The 16,886-nt window shown below is 38.5% G+C and carries 13 protein-coding genes and 1 pseudogene; 5 read left to right on the forward strand and 9 right to left on the reverse strand.

What is annotated here, in order from left to right; genetic code table 11:
- Positions 1-51: 51 nt before the first annotated feature.
- From AC1TO8_RS10290 to AC1TO8_RS10305, 4 genes and pseudogenes are all read right to left on the reverse strand, one after another.
- On the reverse strand, positions 52-1,299 hold the full coding sequence (locus AC1TO8_RS10290) for a polysaccharide deacetylase family protein (RefSeq protein WP_482055513.1): 1,248 nt from the start codon (positions 1,297-1,299) through the stop codon (positions 52-54).
- A 72-nt stretch (positions 1,300-1,371) separates the two neighbouring features.
- Positions 1,372-2,073, reverse strand: a complete 702-nt coding sequence (locus AC1TO8_RS10295; protein ID WP_482055514.1) for a hypothetical protein — start codon at positions 2,071-2,073, stop codon at positions 1,372-1,374.
- 88 nt (positions 2,074-2,161) lie between these two features.
- Positions 2,162-2,467 (reverse strand): annotated as a pseudogene (locus AC1TO8_RS10300) (lactate/malate family dehydrogenase); the annotation flags it as partial.
- A gap of 229 nt (positions 2,468-2,696) precedes the next feature.
- Entirely contained in the window at positions 2,697-3,875 is a 1,179-nt protein-coding gene (locus AC1TO8_RS10305) for a MalY/PatB family protein (protein WP_482055515.1), read from the reverse strand.
- A 140-nt stretch (positions 3,876-4,015) separates the two neighbouring features.
- Between AC1TO8_RS10305 and AC1TO8_RS10310 the strand changes: the two genes are divergently transcribed.
- Positions 4,016-4,642: a TraX family protein gene (locus AC1TO8_RS10310; protein ID WP_482055516.1), complete on the forward strand. Its 627-nt coding sequence runs from the start codon at positions 4,016-4,018 to the stop codon at positions 4,640-4,642.
- A gap of 50 nt (positions 4,643-4,692) precedes the next feature.
- On the opposite strand, the gene AC1TO8_RS10315 is transcribed toward AC1TO8_RS10310, so the two are convergent.
- The 3 genes from AC1TO8_RS10315 to AC1TO8_RS10325 are packed head-to-tail and all read right to left on the reverse strand — an operon-like array spanning position 4,693 to position 7,334.
- A complete protein-coding gene (locus tag AC1TO8_RS10315) occupies positions 4,693-5,550 on the reverse strand; it encodes an SDR family oxidoreductase (protein ID WP_482055517.1) in 858 nt (285 codons plus the stop codon).
- Entirely contained in the window at positions 5,547-6,635 is a 1,089-nt protein-coding gene (uxuA, locus tag AC1TO8_RS10320) for a mannonate dehydratase (RefSeq protein ID WP_482055518.1), read from the reverse strand. The genes AC1TO8_RS10315 and uxuA overlap by 4 nt, the downstream gene beginning before the upstream one ends.
- A gap of 15 nt (positions 6,636-6,650) precedes the next feature.
- Positions 6,651-7,334: a GntR family transcriptional regulator gene (locus tag AC1TO8_RS10325; protein ID WP_482055519.1), complete on the reverse strand. Its 684-nt coding sequence runs from the start codon at positions 7,332-7,334 to the stop codon at positions 6,651-6,653.
- 203 nt (positions 7,335-7,537) lie between these two features.
- Between AC1TO8_RS10325 and AC1TO8_RS10330 the strand changes: the two genes are divergently transcribed.
- The 3 genes from AC1TO8_RS10330 to AC1TO8_RS10340 all read left to right on the forward strand — a co-directional run bounded on the left by AC1TO8_RS10330 (position 7,538) and on the right by AC1TO8_RS10340 (position 13,290).
- Positions 7,538-8,596, forward strand: coding sequence for a LacI family DNA-binding transcriptional regulator (locus tag AC1TO8_RS10330; protein ID WP_482055520.1), 1,059 nt, complete (start codon positions 7,538-7,540; stop codon positions 8,594-8,596).
- 131 nt (positions 8,597-8,727) lie between these two features.
- On the forward strand, positions 8,728-11,163 hold the full coding sequence (locus AC1TO8_RS10335; protein WP_482055521.1) for a glycoside hydrolase family 94 protein: 2,436 nt from the start codon (positions 8,728-8,730) through the stop codon (positions 11,161-11,163).
- Between the two features lie 222 nt (positions 11,164-11,385).
- The gene (locus AC1TO8_RS10340) at positions 11,386-13,290 is read left to right on the forward strand and encodes an ATP-binding protein (protein ID WP_482055522.1); all 1,905 of its coding nucleotides are present in this window, start codon (positions 11,386-11,388) and stop codon (positions 13,288-13,290) included.
- A gap of 81 nt (positions 13,291-13,371) precedes the next feature.
- On the opposite strand, the gene AC1TO8_RS10345 is transcribed toward AC1TO8_RS10340, so the two are convergent.
- Both AC1TO8_RS10345 and AC1TO8_RS10350 read right to left on the reverse strand, forming a co-directional pair.
- The gene (locus AC1TO8_RS10345; RefSeq protein WP_482055523.1) at positions 13,372-13,611 is read right to left on the reverse strand and encodes an NHLP leader peptide family RiPP precursor; all 240 of its coding nucleotides are present in this window, start codon (positions 13,609-13,611) and stop codon (positions 13,372-13,374) included.
- A 71-nt stretch (positions 13,612-13,682) separates the two neighbouring features.
- Positions 13,683-14,612 carry a hypothetical protein gene (locus AC1TO8_RS10350; RefSeq protein ID WP_482055524.1) on the reverse strand — a complete coding sequence of 310 codons (930 nt, stop codon included), beginning with the start codon at positions 14,610-14,612 and terminating at the stop codon, positions 13,683-13,685.
- A gap of 276 nt (positions 14,613-14,888) precedes the next feature.
- Between AC1TO8_RS10350 and AC1TO8_RS10355 the strand changes: the two genes are divergently transcribed.
- Positions 14,889-16,790 (forward strand): ATP-binding protein, encoded by a 1,902-nt coding sequence (locus AC1TO8_RS10355; RefSeq protein WP_482055525.1) that lies wholly within the window; start codon positions 14,889-14,891, stop codon positions 16,788-16,790.
- Positions 16,791-16,886: the final 96 nt, after the last annotated feature.

The following is a 16,886-nucleotide window of genomic DNA, read 5'->3' on the forward strand; positions in this document are numbered from 1 at the left end:
GAAAGATCGCAGTCTTTTGTGTTTCTAACGTATTCATAAATATCCCCAAAATTAGAATACACTCGAAATCTTAAGTTGCTCCTTTTGTAAATACTCTATGATCATGGGTAGAATGTCTAATGTTGCTTTGGATTCATGTAAGAGTATGATGGCTCCTGTAGATCTAGTTTGGGAGATATAATTAAGTGTTTGTTGCGGACTGTCATTATTCCAATCTTCAGGATCGTTGTTCCATAATACCATCCTCATGTTCTTCTTTGCTATTAACTCGGAGAGTTTATCATCTCGCGAGCCATAAGGTGGTCTGAACAGAAGTACAGGCTTGGAAGTGATATCCTGTATCAATTGATTGGTTCGCTCAAGCTCAGAAAGTTGCTTCTCCGCAGATAGATTAGATAGGTTAGAATGCGTCATGGAATGATTTCCAATCGAAAAACCATGGTCATGAACATACTTAACCGATTCGGGGAATTTCTGAACTTGTGTTCCCACAAAAAAGAATGTTCCACCAACATTATATTTGTTCAATATGTTGACGATATCCTTGGTGTAAATGGAAGGTCCGTCATCGAAGGTAATGGCAACATATCCAACAGGTACACTAAAACTAACGAAGTTGTCCAGTGTCACTGCGTGTTTCTCAGGTAGTTCGTTTTCCTCGGTAGGTTTCGTTACTGTAGCTAATGACACTGATGCTACAGTAGTAGGATTAGAATAAACCGATTCTTTCATCTCAAGCGTCGCTGCAGGTTCCAGATAGGTAGGTTCTGCTAAATCAGGAGCTACTGTAATGAACTTTGCGAATACTTTTTCACTTATATATGAATAACTGGGAAGGTAGATGAAAGATAGCATAGTTAAAATCATCGTCATAACTAATGTCCGAGATAAGATTGGTTTTAATCTGCTAACCATCAAAGGACGCAATCCATTTATCCCACTAGGTTCTTTATTAAATTCTGAGACATCTTGTTGATCTAAATTAGGAACCGCTGAGTTTAATTGGTTCGGACTTTCAATAACTCTCAATGAAGAGATCTTCGCTGCATAAGCTTGAGAACATGGGAACATTGTTTTATTACTATTCTCATGATCATATGTAGTTATGTAGCTGTAATAATGGTTGTGTGATGCATTATAATAACTTTGTAAAGAAAGCCTGTATTTGATATTATCAGCAGCTTCGGTTATAGCCATAATATGATCTGCAGTATATGAATCAATCTCCCATTGCAGTAAGAAGGTTCGCTCAAAGGTAAACTTGATATGGATGTAATTAGTACTGGATCCTTTATCCACGTATAGGAGCTCCAGCCATTTCTCAGTGTGAGTGTGGATAAGCTTGCCCTCCTTGTATGCAGAGATTAGTATTTATTTTTCTGAAGGGGGTGAAAATGAAAAAGACATGCGTTCGGTAAAATCGGTGACAGTCTGTAGTAATTGTGTCTTTTCTTCCATAACCTTTTGGAATTGGCTTGAAATTTGCGCATTCTCAGCTTCTGAATCTCGTATTGTTTCTTCTAGTTCTTTTATCTTCTGCATGCTATCATACTGATGTTTTGCAAACTCTTCATTTATTAGAGAGTATTTACTTTTTTCCTTCTCTAGTTGATATTTCAAGTTCTCGATCCCTGTATTTGAGGAGCTTTGATAGTCTTTATAATCCTCTAGAAGTTGATCATAGCTCATTTGTTTGTTTGTCAATTTATCCTCAAGTATTCTAAACTCTTTCTCCTTCTCAAGAATCATGTGTTCTTTCTTGTTCAAATCATTCTTAAGTCGGTTAATTGATTCATTAGCACTTGACAACTGGTCTTCCGTATCTTTACTTTTGAAATGGGATAATTGTCGGTCATTCAGAAGGTTCTCAACAGCAACAACAAGATCGAGAGCTGTTTTGTCTTGATCCAGAAATGAAAAGTCGAGTTTGGAAGAATCGACATCAGTTCCAATGAGTTCTCCTTCGGAAACCTCTTGTGAGGAAATAAGCTCATTTCCGGATTCAGAGCGAGCAGTTAAAACATTTTTCAACCATCCCCGTGTTTTAGTACTGGAATTGGATTTGTTAGTCACAATATTCATCTCCCATTGAAACGATTCTATTATATGATATCGGTATATAGAGCGTATGATTTTAGTTGAATAGCAATAAATGCACCTAGACTATTTGCTGAATAACATCTTTGAATATAGTGACATTACGATTGAAAAGATCAATGCGTGTCTCCCCAGGTTTCTGTGATGCCCCAGCGGTAACAATAATAATATCAGCATCCGTACAATCTTCATAACCCCCAGCCCATAGTTTAATGCCGCCAACGCAAGGAAGACCATGGTTCATATCAAGTGATTCGCCCAAAGCTTTTTCGTGATTTACGTCAATTAATACTAGTTCTGTCATACGATGTCTTTACAGTGATGTATATGCAGTAGTAGTTCCTACTGCGCCAGTACCAACAATCACCATTCGACTTGGTTTATGAGTTGGATCTATTACAATTACTTCACCCCTTGGAATGTCACATATTTTACTTTATTGTAACAAATTTCAGCAAACTTTTATATGATAGATTGTCTAAGTTTGTCACACTAAGCTTAATTGTACTATAGTCACCGTTAATTTAAACTATAGCTACTACAAATAACCATCTAATCACCATTAATTCGGTGGAATAGATGGTTATGGAATAATGATGTTATTTGTTATTTCGCCAATATTGTATCGCCTTGTCTAATCGTTGCATTGCTTCTACTGCGATTTCGCGCTGACATCCCATATTCATCCGTATAAAGCCTTCTGCAGTCCGCCCAAATGCCACCCCGTTATTACATGCAATTCTTGCGTTGTTCAGCATGAAAGAAGAGAGTTCTTCAGATGACATTCCAAGCTTACGGAAGTCAATCCAGAGTAAATAGGTGGCTTCTGGCATCGTAACTTGTAGTTCAGGCATGTGTTCCTTGATATAATGTATTACATATTCCATATTACCCTGGATATATAACAAACATTCATCAAGCCATTCTTCTCCATCATTGTAAGCTGCTTCTGTTGCAACTAAGCCGAATGGACTAATCGAACCTAACGCATACTTTTGAAGTGCTTCTACCAATTTACTTCGAATATCTGGATTAGGAATGATCATATTCGAAGTATGAAGTCCTGCAATATTAAAAGATTTACTAGGTGCCGTGCAAATAATGGACTGATTTCTTGCCTCCTCTGAGAGAAGAGCATAAGGAGTGTGTGATCCTTTATCGAAGAGAAGGTCGGCATGGATCTCATCCGAAATAACAAGAATATTCCGACGTGCACATAGCTCTGCTAAAGGTACAAGCTCTTCCTTTGTCCAGACGCGACCTACTGGATTATGTGGACTACATAAAATTAACATCTTCACTCGATCATCGATCTGTGCCTCTAGCTGAGCTAGATCCATCGTGTATTTACCATCTACTAAATGGAGTGGATTTTCTATAAGCTCTCTTCCATGGTTCTCTACGACTTGATAAAAAGGTGGATACACGGGTGTCTGAATGATGACTTTATCGCCGGGATCTGTGAAGGCTTGCACGATCAAGCTTAGTGCGGGTACGACACCGGGAGTATAAACGATCCAATCCTTTTCGATATCCCATTGGTGACGTCGTTTCATCCAGTCGATAATGGCTTGGAAATAGGAATCAGTCTGGAGCGAGTATCCAAATATGCCATGAGCTATTCTCTTCTGCAAAGCTTCAAGGACAGATGGAGGTGCCATGAAATCCATATCCGCTACCCACATAGGTAAGGCGTCTTTTACCCCGAAGATACTCTCGATTCCATCCCATTTTAATGATGCGGTATGATTACGTTGTGTAAGTTGGTTGAAATCCATGTTGTTGTCCCCCTAAGGTTAATCTAGAATAGAAGATAGTATAAGTTTGACCCAATACGCTCTCCTTGATAACAGTCATTATACTAAAGGAAAGTGATATATACTAATAAGAAGCAACTTAACTAAAAGGAGATCTTGTAATGCAATGGATTGCGATGTTAACGATGCTCATAGATCATATTGGATATGTATTCTTTCCTAATGAGATGCTTTGGAGAATAATTGGAAGGGTGTCCTTCCCGATTTATGCATATGCACTAGTACAAGGACATTTGCACACATCGAATAAGTCAAAGTATATGATCCGATTGTTTATTATAGCGTTGGTGTCACAAATACCGTATCAACTAGCATTAGACCCCAATGGTATGAATGTCGTGGGGACTTTAGTAGTAGCAGTCGTAGTCCTGAATATAATAGATAGAATTTCTTCCAAGATGCTGTCAGCAGGGATTATTCTTTTATTTGGAATGGTGATGGAGGCAATTCCATTTGATTATGGAGCCTATGGACTTCTGCTAGTATTATTATTTAGATATTGTTCTTCTCATCAGTTAGTTGGTGCACATTTGCTACTTAACTTACTGTTTTTGTTCTCGAATAACTGGATATTACAAATGCTTAGTATTGTTCCGACGATAATTATGGTTTATGGTTCACAGCTTTGGAATAGGCTAGAATCGATGCGAGTGCCCAAATGGATATGGAGATCATTTTATCCTCTTCATCTTTGTATTTTAGTGGTTGTTCAAAAAACTATCATGTGATTAAGAGGGTGTCCCTAGCCATTTATAATGACTTATGGGACACCCTCTCTCTACACACCTGAATAGGCCATAAATCCACCATCGACTGGAATGGTTACGCCAGTAACAAAACCTGATGTATTCTCGTCACTTAGCCATAGAAGCGTGCCAAGTAAGTCCTTAGGTTCACCGAATCTGCGCATCGGTGTATGAGTGATAATTTTATGTGAGCGATCAGTTAATGTTCCATCCTCATTCTTTAGAAGTTTCTCATTCTGTTGCGTGAGAAAGAATCCCGGAGCAATGGCATTTACACGAATGCCACTCTCGGCCATATGGACTGCAAGCCACTGGGTGAAGTTATCGATAGCTGCTTTAGCTGCGCTATACGCAGGTACTTTGGTCATAGGTGAAGGTGCGCTCATCGATGAAATGTTAATAACTGTAGTTCCTTGTTTACCAAGCATTTGTTTCGCAAATATTTGCGTTGGAATCAGGCTGCCAATGAAGTTAAGATCGAGCACATTGCGAAAACCAGTAATACTTAAATCGAAGAATGTTGAAATATTAGGATTGTTTAAATCTTCGCTACTGAAAATTTCATTCGTAGTATTAGCGCTCGGATGATTTCCACCAGCACCGTTAATTAGTATGTCGCATGTCCCTAATTCTTCAAGAACTATTTCTGAAGCCTGAAGGACACTGCTATGTTCTGTCACATCGCATGAGACTGATATAGCTCGCCCCCCAATGGCCTGAATCTCAGCTACGACAGCAAGACCTTTCTCCATGGTACGATTTAGAATAGCAATAGATGCCCCTTGTCTAGCAAGTTCAAGTGCCATTACCCGGCATAAGACACCAGCCCCTCCTGTAATGACAACAACCTTACCTTTCAAAGATGGATGAACCGTTAATGAGTGAGTCATTGTTGCACCTTCTTTCCCTCAATTGTAGTTCCTTGTCGATAAGCATCCCAAAGTCCCCATAGGTACATGATACCGAGTGCTCGGTCATATAAACCGTACCCAGGTCTACATTGTTCATCCCATATATGTCGACCATGATCAGGTCTGCAATAACCTTCAAAGCCATTCTCATGGAAAGCTTGCACAATTCCTGTAATATCAACCGTGCCATCTTGCGTACGATGTGATGTTTCAATGAAATCTCCATTATCAAATACGCGAACATTACGAATATGGGTGAAAGGAATGCGATCGGCGAACTCGTGGATCATGCCAATAATATCATTATCAGGATTGGCTCCAAGCGAACCACTGCATAATGTAAGACCATTATAAGGACTATCGTGCAATTGTAAGAACTTACGGATATGATCTTGGCTAGTTATAATTCGTGGTAGTCCAAATATAGGCCATGGTGGATCATCCGGATGAATGGCCATCTGAATATCGTGTTCAGCCGCAAAAGGAATAATTGCATCTAAGAAGTATTTGGCGTTGTCCCACAGATCATCGACAGTGACATTCTTGTAAGCTTCAAAGAGTGCAGTCAAATGCTGTAAACGTTCTGGTTCCCAACCGGGCATCGTAAAATCTGAATTTTGGTTAATTTGTTTCACTAGCTCGAAGGGATCGAGACCACTAACTTTGCTCTTCTCATAGAAGAGAGCTGTTGAACCATCACTTGCTTCTTTATATAGATCAGTACGTAGCCAATCGAAGATGGGCATGAAGTTGTAACAGATCACCTTAACACCTGCTTGTGCTAGCTTAGCGATTGTTCTTTTGTAATTCTCGATATACTTGTCGCGACTGGGAAGTCCGAGCTTTATATCTTCATGAATATTAACACTCTCCACGACATGTATATGAAGACCAGCTTGCTCTGCCTGTTCTTTGATTTCGAGTATTTTCTCCATTGGCCATTCTTCACCGGGTAATTCATCATGAAGCGCCCAAGCGATGCCTTCAACACCTGGGATTTGTTTTATTTGTTGAAATGTAACAGTATCGTTATTCTCACCGAACCATCTGAATACCATTTTCATAATGCGTTCACTCCATTATATAATTTTGAAATAAGCTGGGTACTTTTCCTTTAATAGAGCTTGATCAGTAATCGTCAGGTGTAAGTGGTCGCTCATCAGTTGTTCAGCCTGTTGATGATAATGCCACTCTATGGCCTGAACCATTTGGAGATGTTGATTATAGAGCAGATCCCAATGTTGATCGGCTGCTAAGCGTAGTGTTCTAGTTCGATTCAAGTGTACGTTCATTTGTTGCATGATCGACCATGTGTTCAATTTATTACAACCATCAAATAGGATACGATGGAAGGCTTCATCAAGCTCGAACATAGTGATGTGATTGTGTTCCTCGATACATAATTGTTGTAACGCTAGATTACTCTTTAACATCGCTAATTGATCGGAGGGAAAACTTGTGCATGCGAGTTGAATAATGGCTTTTTCTAATTGTTCACGCATGAAGCGTGCCTCTTCAACAAGATCTAAATCAATGAGGGAGACGAAGGTTCCGCGTTGAGGGTATATTTCCAATAGACCTTCTTGTGAGAGTCTAACGAAGCTTTCCCTTACAGGTGTTCTGCTCACATTGAACTTGATCGACATTTCCTTCTCGGATATTCCGGTGCCCGGAGGAAGTTCTAACAACACAATCTGATCCCGTAGTGCATAATAGATAGCGTCTCGGGTTGAAATTGGTTGCGCTCTCATAAATAGATCCAATAGATCATCTCCTTATTAAGTAGGATAAATATATACTAGCATACTTGTATGCTAGTATGGTAGTAGGGAATTTCATCTGGATGGTAAAATGTGTCCGTATATTGCTAAGTTGGACAAAAAAATATCCAAAAATAGGATTGAAATAATCCATATAAGCAGTTACAATATATGAAATAAACGCGCTTTCACAAAAGAGGGTTACTATGCGAAGTGAAGATATCGCCAAACTTGCGGGGGTGTCTAGAAGCACAGTGTCCCGCGTCATTAACAATTATTCAAACGTACCTGAGAAGACACGAGTAAAGATCATGAAGATCATTGAAGAACATCATTATGAGCCCAACACATCTGCAAGAGTGTTAGCAGGCAAGGGAAATAATACGATTGGGCTATTTGTTGTTAGTACCGCTGAGAAGCATAATCCGAATCGTATTTATCAGAATAATTATTTTGCACCATTTGTGGATGCACTAGTAGACACCGCTAATGCGCTTGGCTATTATGTGTTGATCCACACAATATACTCGGAGGATGATTTCCAGAAGGTAAGGCAAGCGTTCCAGCAGAAAAGAATTGACGGAGGCATTATTGTAGGTACCGAGAATAATATGGCTATGGCTAGAATCATAGCTGATCTGGAGGTACCTTTTGTTCTGATAGACTATGACATTGCAGAGTTGCTTGAGAATGGGCTAGACCGCAACAATTTGGCTGTTATAAACTCTAAAGATTATGAGGGTGCAGCAAAAGCGGTCGAACATTTGATTAGTCTAGGACATCGTGATATTGCATTTATTAGCGGTAGACAGAATACTTATTCTGGCCAACAGCGCTATCAGGCATATGTTATGGCGATGCATAATCATGGTTTGAATGTGGATAATGATTATATCTTAAGTGGTGATTTCCTAAGGGTTAAGGCTCAAGAGGAAGTGAGAAGGCTATTGCAATCTGATAAGAATACATGGCCGACTGCGATCTTCTCAGCGAATGATGAGATGGCTCTTGGAGCAATGGATGCTTGCAAAGAACTTGGAATTGCAATTCCGGAACAGTTATCACTCATTGGATTTGATAATATACCTGTAGCTTCACAACTGAATCCTAGTCTTTCATCTGTAAGTCTACCTATCTATGAAATGTCTCAAAAGGCAGCGATTAGTCTAGTCGAAATGTGTGAGAAGGGAAGCGTATCCTTCAGTACAATTAGCTTTCCAACACAGTTAATGATCAGGGAATCCACTAAGAAACTGGGATTCTAGGCTTTAAAGAAGAAGGTTTTTATAGTAACCATTTCACGATATTATTCTAAAGTGTTCCCCTTTACAGGGGATTCATTTAACGCGAAATAAACACGCGTTCATAGATTTATAAATTGAGAGGAGTTTTGTAAATGAAGTACGGATCTTTCGATGATAAGAACAAAGAGTATGTTATTAACACGCCTAAAACACCGTATCCTTGGATCAACTATCTTGGTAATGAGAAGTTTTTCGGTTTGATGTCCAATACGGCGGGTGGATATTCCTTCTACCGTGATGCTCGGCTTCGTAGATTAACTCGTTACCGTTACAATAACATTCCAGTAGATAATGGTGGTCGTTACTTCTACCTGTATGATGAAGGTGATTTCTGGACTCCAGGTTGGATGCCAGTCAAGAGAGAACTCGATTTCTATGAATGCCGTCACGGTCTCGGTTATACCTCTATTACGGGTGAAAGAAATGGAATTCGCGTTAATCAATTAGCACTAGTACCTTTGAATTATAACGGTGAAGTTCATAAAGTAACGGTATCCAATACATCAAATGCAACGAAAAAAGTGAAATTGTTCTCATTTGTAGAGTTCTGTTTGTGGAATGCATATGACGATATGACGAACTTCCAACGTAACCTAAATACAGGTGAAGTAGAGGTGAAGGATTCTGTCATTTATCATAAGACAGAGTATCGCGAACGTCGTAATCATTTTGCTTTCTTCTCGGCGAATCGGCCGATGGATGGATTCGACACGGATCGCGAGTCCTTCTTAGGTCTATATAATGGTCTTGATAACCCACAAGTGGTTGCTGCTGGACAATCATCCAATTCTATTGCAAGTGGTTGGTCACCGATTGCTTCACATTGTATGGAGATTGAACTTGCACCTGGAGAAGAAATAAGTTACAACTTCATATTGGGGTATGTAGAGAACCCAGAGGAAGAGAAGTGGGAAGCGCTGGATGTCATTAACAAAACACGCGCTGAAGCGATGATACAGCAATTCGCGAATGAATCAGACGTGGACAGAGCGATGGAAGATCTTCAAGCTTACTGGAATGATCTTCTGTCTAAATATACGGTTAATAGTGGAGACGACAAGCTGGATCGTATGGTTAATATTTGGAATCCATATCAATGTATGGTTACCTTCAATATGTCACGTTCAGCTTCTTACTTTGAATCCGGTATTGGCCGTGGTATGGGCTTCCGTGACTCCAATCAGGATCTACTTGGATTTGTACACCAAATTCCAGAACGGGCGAAAGAGCGTATCATTGATATTGCCTCAACTCAATTCGAGGACGGCGGAGCATATCATCAATACCAACCATTAACGAAACAAGGTAATAACGAAATCGGTGGTGGATTCAACGACGACCCATTATGGTTGATCCTCGGAACAGCTGCGTACATTAAGGAAACGGGAGATTTCAGCATTCTAGATGAAGAGGTTCCTTTCGACAGTGATCCGAATAATACAGCAAGCTTATTCGAACACTTGAAACGTTCCTTCTACCACGTCATTGAGAATCTTGGACCACATGGTCTACCACTCATTGGTCGTGCAGATTGGAATGATTGCTTGAACTTGAACTGTTTCTCTAACGTTCCAGATGAGCCTTACCAAACGACTCAGAACTTAGAAGGACGCGTAGCAGAATCTGTGTTTATCGCGGGTCTATTCGTATTCACGGGACCAGATTTTGTGGAACTATGTAAACGTAGAGGGCTTGACGACGAAGCTAATGCTGCGCAGAAACATATTGATACCATGACATCAATAACGCTTGAGCATGGGTTCGATGGTGAATGGTTCTTGCGCGCTTATGATCATTATGGTAATAAAGTGGGAAGTAAAGAGAATGAAGAGGGACAAATCTTTATTGAGCCACAAGGATTCTGCGTCATGGCTGGAATTGGTGTTGAAGAAGGATTAGCGAAGAAAGCCTTGGATGCGGTTGAAGAAAGACTAGATACGAAATATGGTATCGTTCTGCAGAATCCACCATATTCCAAATACTATATTAATCTTGGTGAAATTTCCTCGTATCCGCCAGGATACAAAGAAAATGCAGGCATATTCTGCCACAATAATCCATGGATTATGATGGCTGAGACGACTATTGGCCGTGGAGATCGTGCATTTGAACTTTACAAGAAGATTGCACCTGCCTATTTGGAAGAGATCAGTGATATTCATCGTACAGAACCATATGTCTATTCTCAAATGATTGCAGGTAAAGATGCGGTGCGTGAAGGTGAGGCGAAGAACTCTTGGCTAACGGGTACAGCAGCATGGAACTTTGTGGCAATCACACAATCCATACTCGGGATTCAACCAGAATTTGATGGACTTAGAGTGAATCCATGTATCCCAACTGCTTGGGATGGATTTAGTATCACACGTGTCTTCCGTGGAGATACCTTTGTAATTAACATTACGAATCCAAACCATGTATCCAAAGGAGTAGCCTCCATGACTGTCGATGGTAAATTGATCGAAGGTAACGTACTATCCGTTATTGGCGATGGCAAGACACATCAAGTGGACGTTGTATTAGGATAAACATAATATAGTTTATACTGAAATAGATCATGGCTTAGGCTATGGTCTATTTTTTATGGAAAAATGTAAATTCTTATGCATAAAAACCGATGTCATTCACTTAATTTTTAAAATATTACTTATTATAGAAGGTTTAAGCCATCAATAGGTAGAATGTATAGATTATTCAATATTGATATCTATAACTTTAATCTAAATATTACTACTGAGGTGCTGTTTACTATGAAGGTTGTACCCAAAATGATGGCTGTTATTATTGTGTTGATCATGATCTCATTAGTTCTTATCTCAACCAATAATAGAGAAGTTCAGCAAGATCAGCAAGAAAACACTATAACAATTAAAGAATGGCAGACCAAATGGGGCTCGCAGGCCGAGTTAATGGGAGATACAGCTTTAGAACTGCAGGAGGATTGGGTAGATGGTGACTCAAGCGAGCCAATACCCATTAAACCGAAAATCGATTCAACCCTATGGTATAAGATACAGTTATCTGAGATGCATTGGGGTACCCCAGCATTATTTATCAATAACAATTATAGACAGGATATTGCCCTTAAGACAAGTAATTCGCTAATATATGAATCGCAGAACATGGATGACTATAAAGTGAACGAGGTTATTAATCCCAAGAAGTTGAACGATTCTAACGAATTAATGTATGTAGGAACTGCAACAGACATTGGAAGAATAGGCATTCAGGATAGACTAGTGCTTGGGAACTTCCATGAACGGATCTCGAGATTTGTTAATCAGGATCTGATTGATGTTATTTTTGGTAGCTCGTTTATTTTTGTATCGGTCATAATGCTGATTGGCTCCATTTTTCTAAGAAAAGAATTTTTATCGATGTGGTTTTCATTGTCAGTCATTATTTTCTCTATAGGTATTTTACTGATGACCTATTCATCTTATTTATACATGTTATTTGGAAGCCAGGGGAAGTTATTTGATATTGCGTTTGATTGTTCAATGTTTGTTTTGTTGCCATCATTAACGTTCTTCTTTGAGGAAACGTTTGGTAGTGGATATCGTTCTATTGTGAAACATTTTCGAAGATTCCAGGTTGGATACTCTATTATTTGTTTTATGTTTATGTTAATGAATGAGTTTTTGAGAGACAAGTATTATGAATACTATTATTTTGTTTCTGTCGAGATTTTAGGGTACACGATTATCGTTCAATGTCTGTTATTGGTCATTACTTCGATTGTTTATGTCGTTAAGGGCAATAAGGATGCCTTAATTCTATCCATTGGAATCATGCTTATTGCAGGAACTGTTTTAATTGAAATGGTACAGTTTTATTATAGCTCGGGAAACTATGACTTTTTTGCTTGGAAATGGGGTGTTGTCGCATTTATTGTAGTGCTCATTATTATTAGTGGAAGAAGATTCGCTGCTAATCACGATCAAATTGTTCAATATTCTAAGGAACTGGAATTATTTAATAATGAGCTACAACGCTCCGAGAAGATCGAGATCATTAGTGAGCTGGCAGCATCAGTTGCACATGAAGTGAGAAATCCGTTACAGGTGACAAGAGGATTCTTACAGTTATTATTGGAAAGTTATGAGAAAGAACGGGAGCGAGAGTATTTGACATTGGCACTTGATGAACTAGATCATGCTTCGAATATCATTACTGATTTCCTGACATTTGCTAAGCCTGGATTCGATCGGACTATAGAGTTGAATATTTATGATGAATTGAAGCATGTTGAAGGTATTCTTTTGCCGCTTGCTAATTTATCAGGTGGAGAAATTAAGGTAGAGGTTCCTCAGGATATTAAGATCAGGGGCGATTCATCTAAGTTTAAGCAGGCTCTTATCAATTTAATTAAGAATAGTATTGAAGCTTGGAAAGGTGGAGGTGATATTAGAATATGGGCTTATCAAGATCATTCATCTGTGTCTATCCATATTCAAGATAATGGCGAGGGAATGGATCAGGAGGAATTAGCACGATTGGGAGAGCCCTATTTCTCGAATAAAACGAAAGGAACTGGATTAGGCTTAATGGTGAGTTTTAGAATAATTGAAGTAATGAAAGGAGAAATTCAATATAAAAGTCAAAAAGGGGTTGGGACAGAGGCGGTCATTACCTTCCCATCCATCTTGGATTGAATCCATGATGGATAGAGAGGTAGTGTGCCCCATGCCCAACCCTTAGCAGTAATCTATGAAGTGAAAGGTAATGTAACTAAACTACCACTTTGCTTTTGTTTGAGTGTCATCAGGATTGTTTCCAGAAGGGCTAGAAGGAAGGACTAGATAGAATACATCGGATGATTCCTCCACTGTTCTAAGCTTAATATGATCTGGAATAATAACTCCTAGTGCGTCTTTGATAGCTTTCTTAGGATCTGTTAAGAGAAGTGCCTTGAAACTTGGATCCTCCCATGCCTTGTTAATGACTTGTGTTTGAAGGAGAGCCTGTTGCGCCATTAGAATCACCCTTTCAAATTGGTTAATACTTACTTTATGAGGATAACATGGGAAGTGAAATAAATCTACCATTATTTCATATTTTTTGATAAAAAGTAATATAATCCACCATGTATTTGTAATGTTTTGTCTTTCTCAATCCGTTCAGCATCTTTAATCAAATCATTAACAAGTGTTTCATGAAAGGATAAAAGGTAAGGAAGGTTTAAGTTTAACTGTTGAATATAAGTGTGATTACGAATGGCGACTTCTGTATAACGCTTCAATACACCATGGACAAAGATAGCATTTTTAATATATTCGATAGTTATAGGTTCCCCTGAATCATTCTCCATTTTAATCATGGATATCAATCCGTTGTAGTTGTTTTCATTGTAATCTTCCTGCCAATCAATCCAGTCATCAGCCATCTGTAAAGTAATAAGGACATGATTGATCATGTCTGATAAGGGGGATACGAGTTCAGACTGCCCTGATAGTAATAAGGTACCTGTACTAGACAGCTTCAGGGGAGCGGCTTTACTGGCCATCATAGCTAAATTTGTGTGAAAGTAATCCTGTTGCTTCTCATTGGAGACACCGTCTGCCCATTCGATTATGTATTGGTGAAAGTATATCCAGAATGGGGAAGTGGAAGGAAAATAATTTCTGTAGATTTGTTGGAAATGCATAAGAAGTAAATTTGCGAGTGGTATTTGATCTCGATCTAAGTCGTCTTTACTATCCATGATATCATCTTGAATGAAGAAGTAGAGCATGGCAAATACATTGCCAACAGATAATGCGACATAATCCTCATTCTTAAGATGACTCAAATCCTTTAACCAAAAGGGCAATAGATAGCAAATATAGTTCTTTGCGCTATCCTCTCGTCGAGCATCAAATTTACTTAGATAAGTTAAGCCTTTGTGATTTAGTGGCGGTGGAAAATTCTCTACTACGCGTTGTGAAGCGACAAAGACATGGGCTATTTCATTTTCGAAGTCTGTATACCAATTCATAGAATCACCTGAATAATTAGAATTTTTGATGCCTTGCTTCAGATTCTACAGATGAATGTATTAGATTGGATAATAAAAGTGACACCTCCCTTTTCAATATTTTACTACAGTTATTTTAGTAATCCTATGTGAAAATCGTTTATATTGAGAAAATAAATTTTTATTTTCAATAATTTGGATTTTTTTAGAGGGAAGTAACGAAGTTTGTCGAATTTTGAATAATACTGAAAAATAAACGAAGAGAGAGTACTATTTATTTTATGTTGAGGTGTATTCATGAAGTGGGTTCTAAGAAGTGTGTTTGTTGTTATGTTTATGATGATTGTCGGTACATCTTTTAATACGATCTATGCATCTCCTCAAGAGGAGCCAAGGCATGATTCCACTACAATTACGAAATGGCAATATTATTGGGATCAGAGTTATAGGGAATCTATACAAAATATAAATACTGTTCATCCCTCAAATTCCTGGACTTGGCGTGACTCAAATCTGAGTATTTCAAATCGTGAGCATTTAAGTGATCATTTATGGATCAAATTTAGACTGCCGGCATTTGGAATAAAGACTCCAGCATTATTCATGAATAAGCTTTATGCGAATAAGGTCCATATATATTTAGATAATGAGATCCTTTATAAGGACGATAGAACCTATATGTATGATTTGAACACGATCCTTTTGCCGTTAAATCCTCAGGATGCAGGTAAAGAAATAGTTATGGTCTTACATGCACAGAATAATCGTATAGGTATGGTTGAGGAGATTATTGTCGGAGATTACCAGACACTACTCCAACGTTTCATCGTGACAAACTTGATGGATATCATTTTAGGAAGTTCTATTATTTTTATAGCGATAGTAATGCTTATTTGTACCATATTCTTAAGAAAGGCCCAAATAGCTGAATGGGTCCCACTAAATGTCGTGTTATTTTCGATAGGTATATTAATCATTACATATTCGCCTTTTTTATATAGCCATTACGGAGAATATGGTAACTTGTATATCGCCCTATTTGATATAGCTCTATTTACCTTTTTACCAGGTCTGACCTACATATTTGAATCCATGATTGGTAAGGGATATGGTGGATCTATTCGTAAATTGCGCAAATTCCAGGTGATCTACTCCCTGTTTTGTTTGGTTTTTATGTTGATCAACAGTCTTTATGATAATGAACTGTACGAAGCTTATTATGTGGTCTCCGTGCTGCTATTAGGTATTCTAATTATAATTCAAGGTATGATACTGATGATTCATGCCATATACTACGCCATTAAGGGGAATAAAGACGCTGGAATTATTTTTTTGGGATTTATTATATTCTCATTAGTAGTGATAGCGGAGTTTATATGGTTTTATATGCAAGAGAGAAATTATGAATTGTTTCTATGGAAATGGGGATTAATAGGGTTTCTGATCTCACTCATTGTAGTGCTTGGAAGGAAATTAGCGTTAAATCATCGTCGAGTTATTGAGTATTCTAAGGAACTCGAACGGTTTAATAATGAACTACAGCGCTCTGAGAAGATGGATATTATTAGTGAACTAGCAGCTTCTGTAGCGCATGAAGTAAGAAATCCACTGCAAGTCACAAGGGGGTTTCTTCAATTGTTGGAGGAGAAATCTAAGGATAAAGAGAGAGATTATTTAAAGCTTGCTATTGAGGAATTAGATAGAGCATCCAGCATTATTACAGACTTTTTAACATTTGCTAAGCCTGAAATTGAACAGGTTACTCTGCTAGATATTTTTGTTGAGTTTAAACATATAGAAAGCATACTTTTACCTTTGGCCAACTACCAAGGTGGGCGTATTCAGATTGATATTCCATCTGGATTGATGATTCGCGGAAATGTATCTAAATTCAAGCAAGCGTTCATTAATATGATTAAGAATAGTATTGAGGCTTTGGGTGAAGACGGAGTTGTTAGAATATGGGCATATCAAGATACAGGACAAGTTGTTATCCATATCTATGATAATGGAGAAGGAATGGAAGCTGATGAAATTAAGCGTTTGGGAGAACCTTACTACTCTAATAAGACTAGAGGAACTGGCCTTGGTCTAATGGTGACGTTCAGGATCATTGAAGCAATGGAGGGAAATATTATGTTTACAAGTGAAAAAGGGATCGGAACAGAGGTCGTCATTGGTTTCCCAGTGGGCTCATAAGGGGGATAACGCATAGCGTGGAAATTATGATATACGAAGGGGCTATCTCATAAGCCATTAAAGGTCACTTATGAGATAGCCCCTTTTTTTCTGGAG

It is taken from the genome of Paenibacillus sp. Y859 (genome assembly GCF_056786405.1).

Excerpts from the sequence above, each read along its gene's own strand:
- AC1TO8_RS10355 (WP_482055525.1), top strand. The coding sequence starts at position 14,889 with ATGAAGTGGGTTCTAAGAAGTGTGTTTGTTGTTATGTTTATGATGATT.
- AC1TO8_RS10345 (WP_482055523.1), bottom strand. The coding sequence starts at position 13,611 with ATGGCGCAACAGGCTCTCCTTCAAACACAAGTCATTAACAAGGCATGG.
- AC1TO8_RS10335 (WP_482055521.1), top strand. The coding sequence starts at position 8,728 with ATGAAGTACGGATCTTTCGATGATAAGAACAAAGAGTATGTTATTAAC.
- AC1TO8_RS10310 (WP_482055516.1), top strand. The coding sequence starts at position 4,016 with ATGCAATGGATTGCGATGTTAACGATGCTCATAGATCATATTGGATAT.
- AC1TO8_RS10330 (WP_482055520.1), top strand. The coding sequence starts at position 7,538 with ATGCGAAGTGAAGATATCGCCAAACTTGCGGGGGTGTCTAGAAGCACA.
- AC1TO8_RS10315 (WP_482055517.1), bottom strand. The coding sequence starts at position 5,550 with ATGACTCACTCATTAACGGTTCATCCATCTTTGAAAGGTAAGGTTGTT.
- uxuA (WP_482055518.1), bottom strand. The coding sequence starts at position 6,635 with ATGAAAATGGTATTCAGATGGTTCGGTGAGAATAACGATACTGTTACA.
- AC1TO8_RS10340 (WP_482055522.1), top strand. The coding sequence starts at position 11,386 with ATGAAGGTTGTACCCAAAATGATGGCTGTTATTATTGTGTTGATCATG.
- AC1TO8_RS10305 (WP_482055515.1), bottom strand. The coding sequence starts at position 3,875 with ATGGATTTCAACCAACTTACACAACGTAATCATACCGCATCATTAAAA.
- AC1TO8_RS10350 (WP_482055524.1), bottom strand. The coding sequence starts at position 14,612 with ATGAATTGGTATACAGACTTCGAAAATGAAATAGCCCATGTCTTTGTC.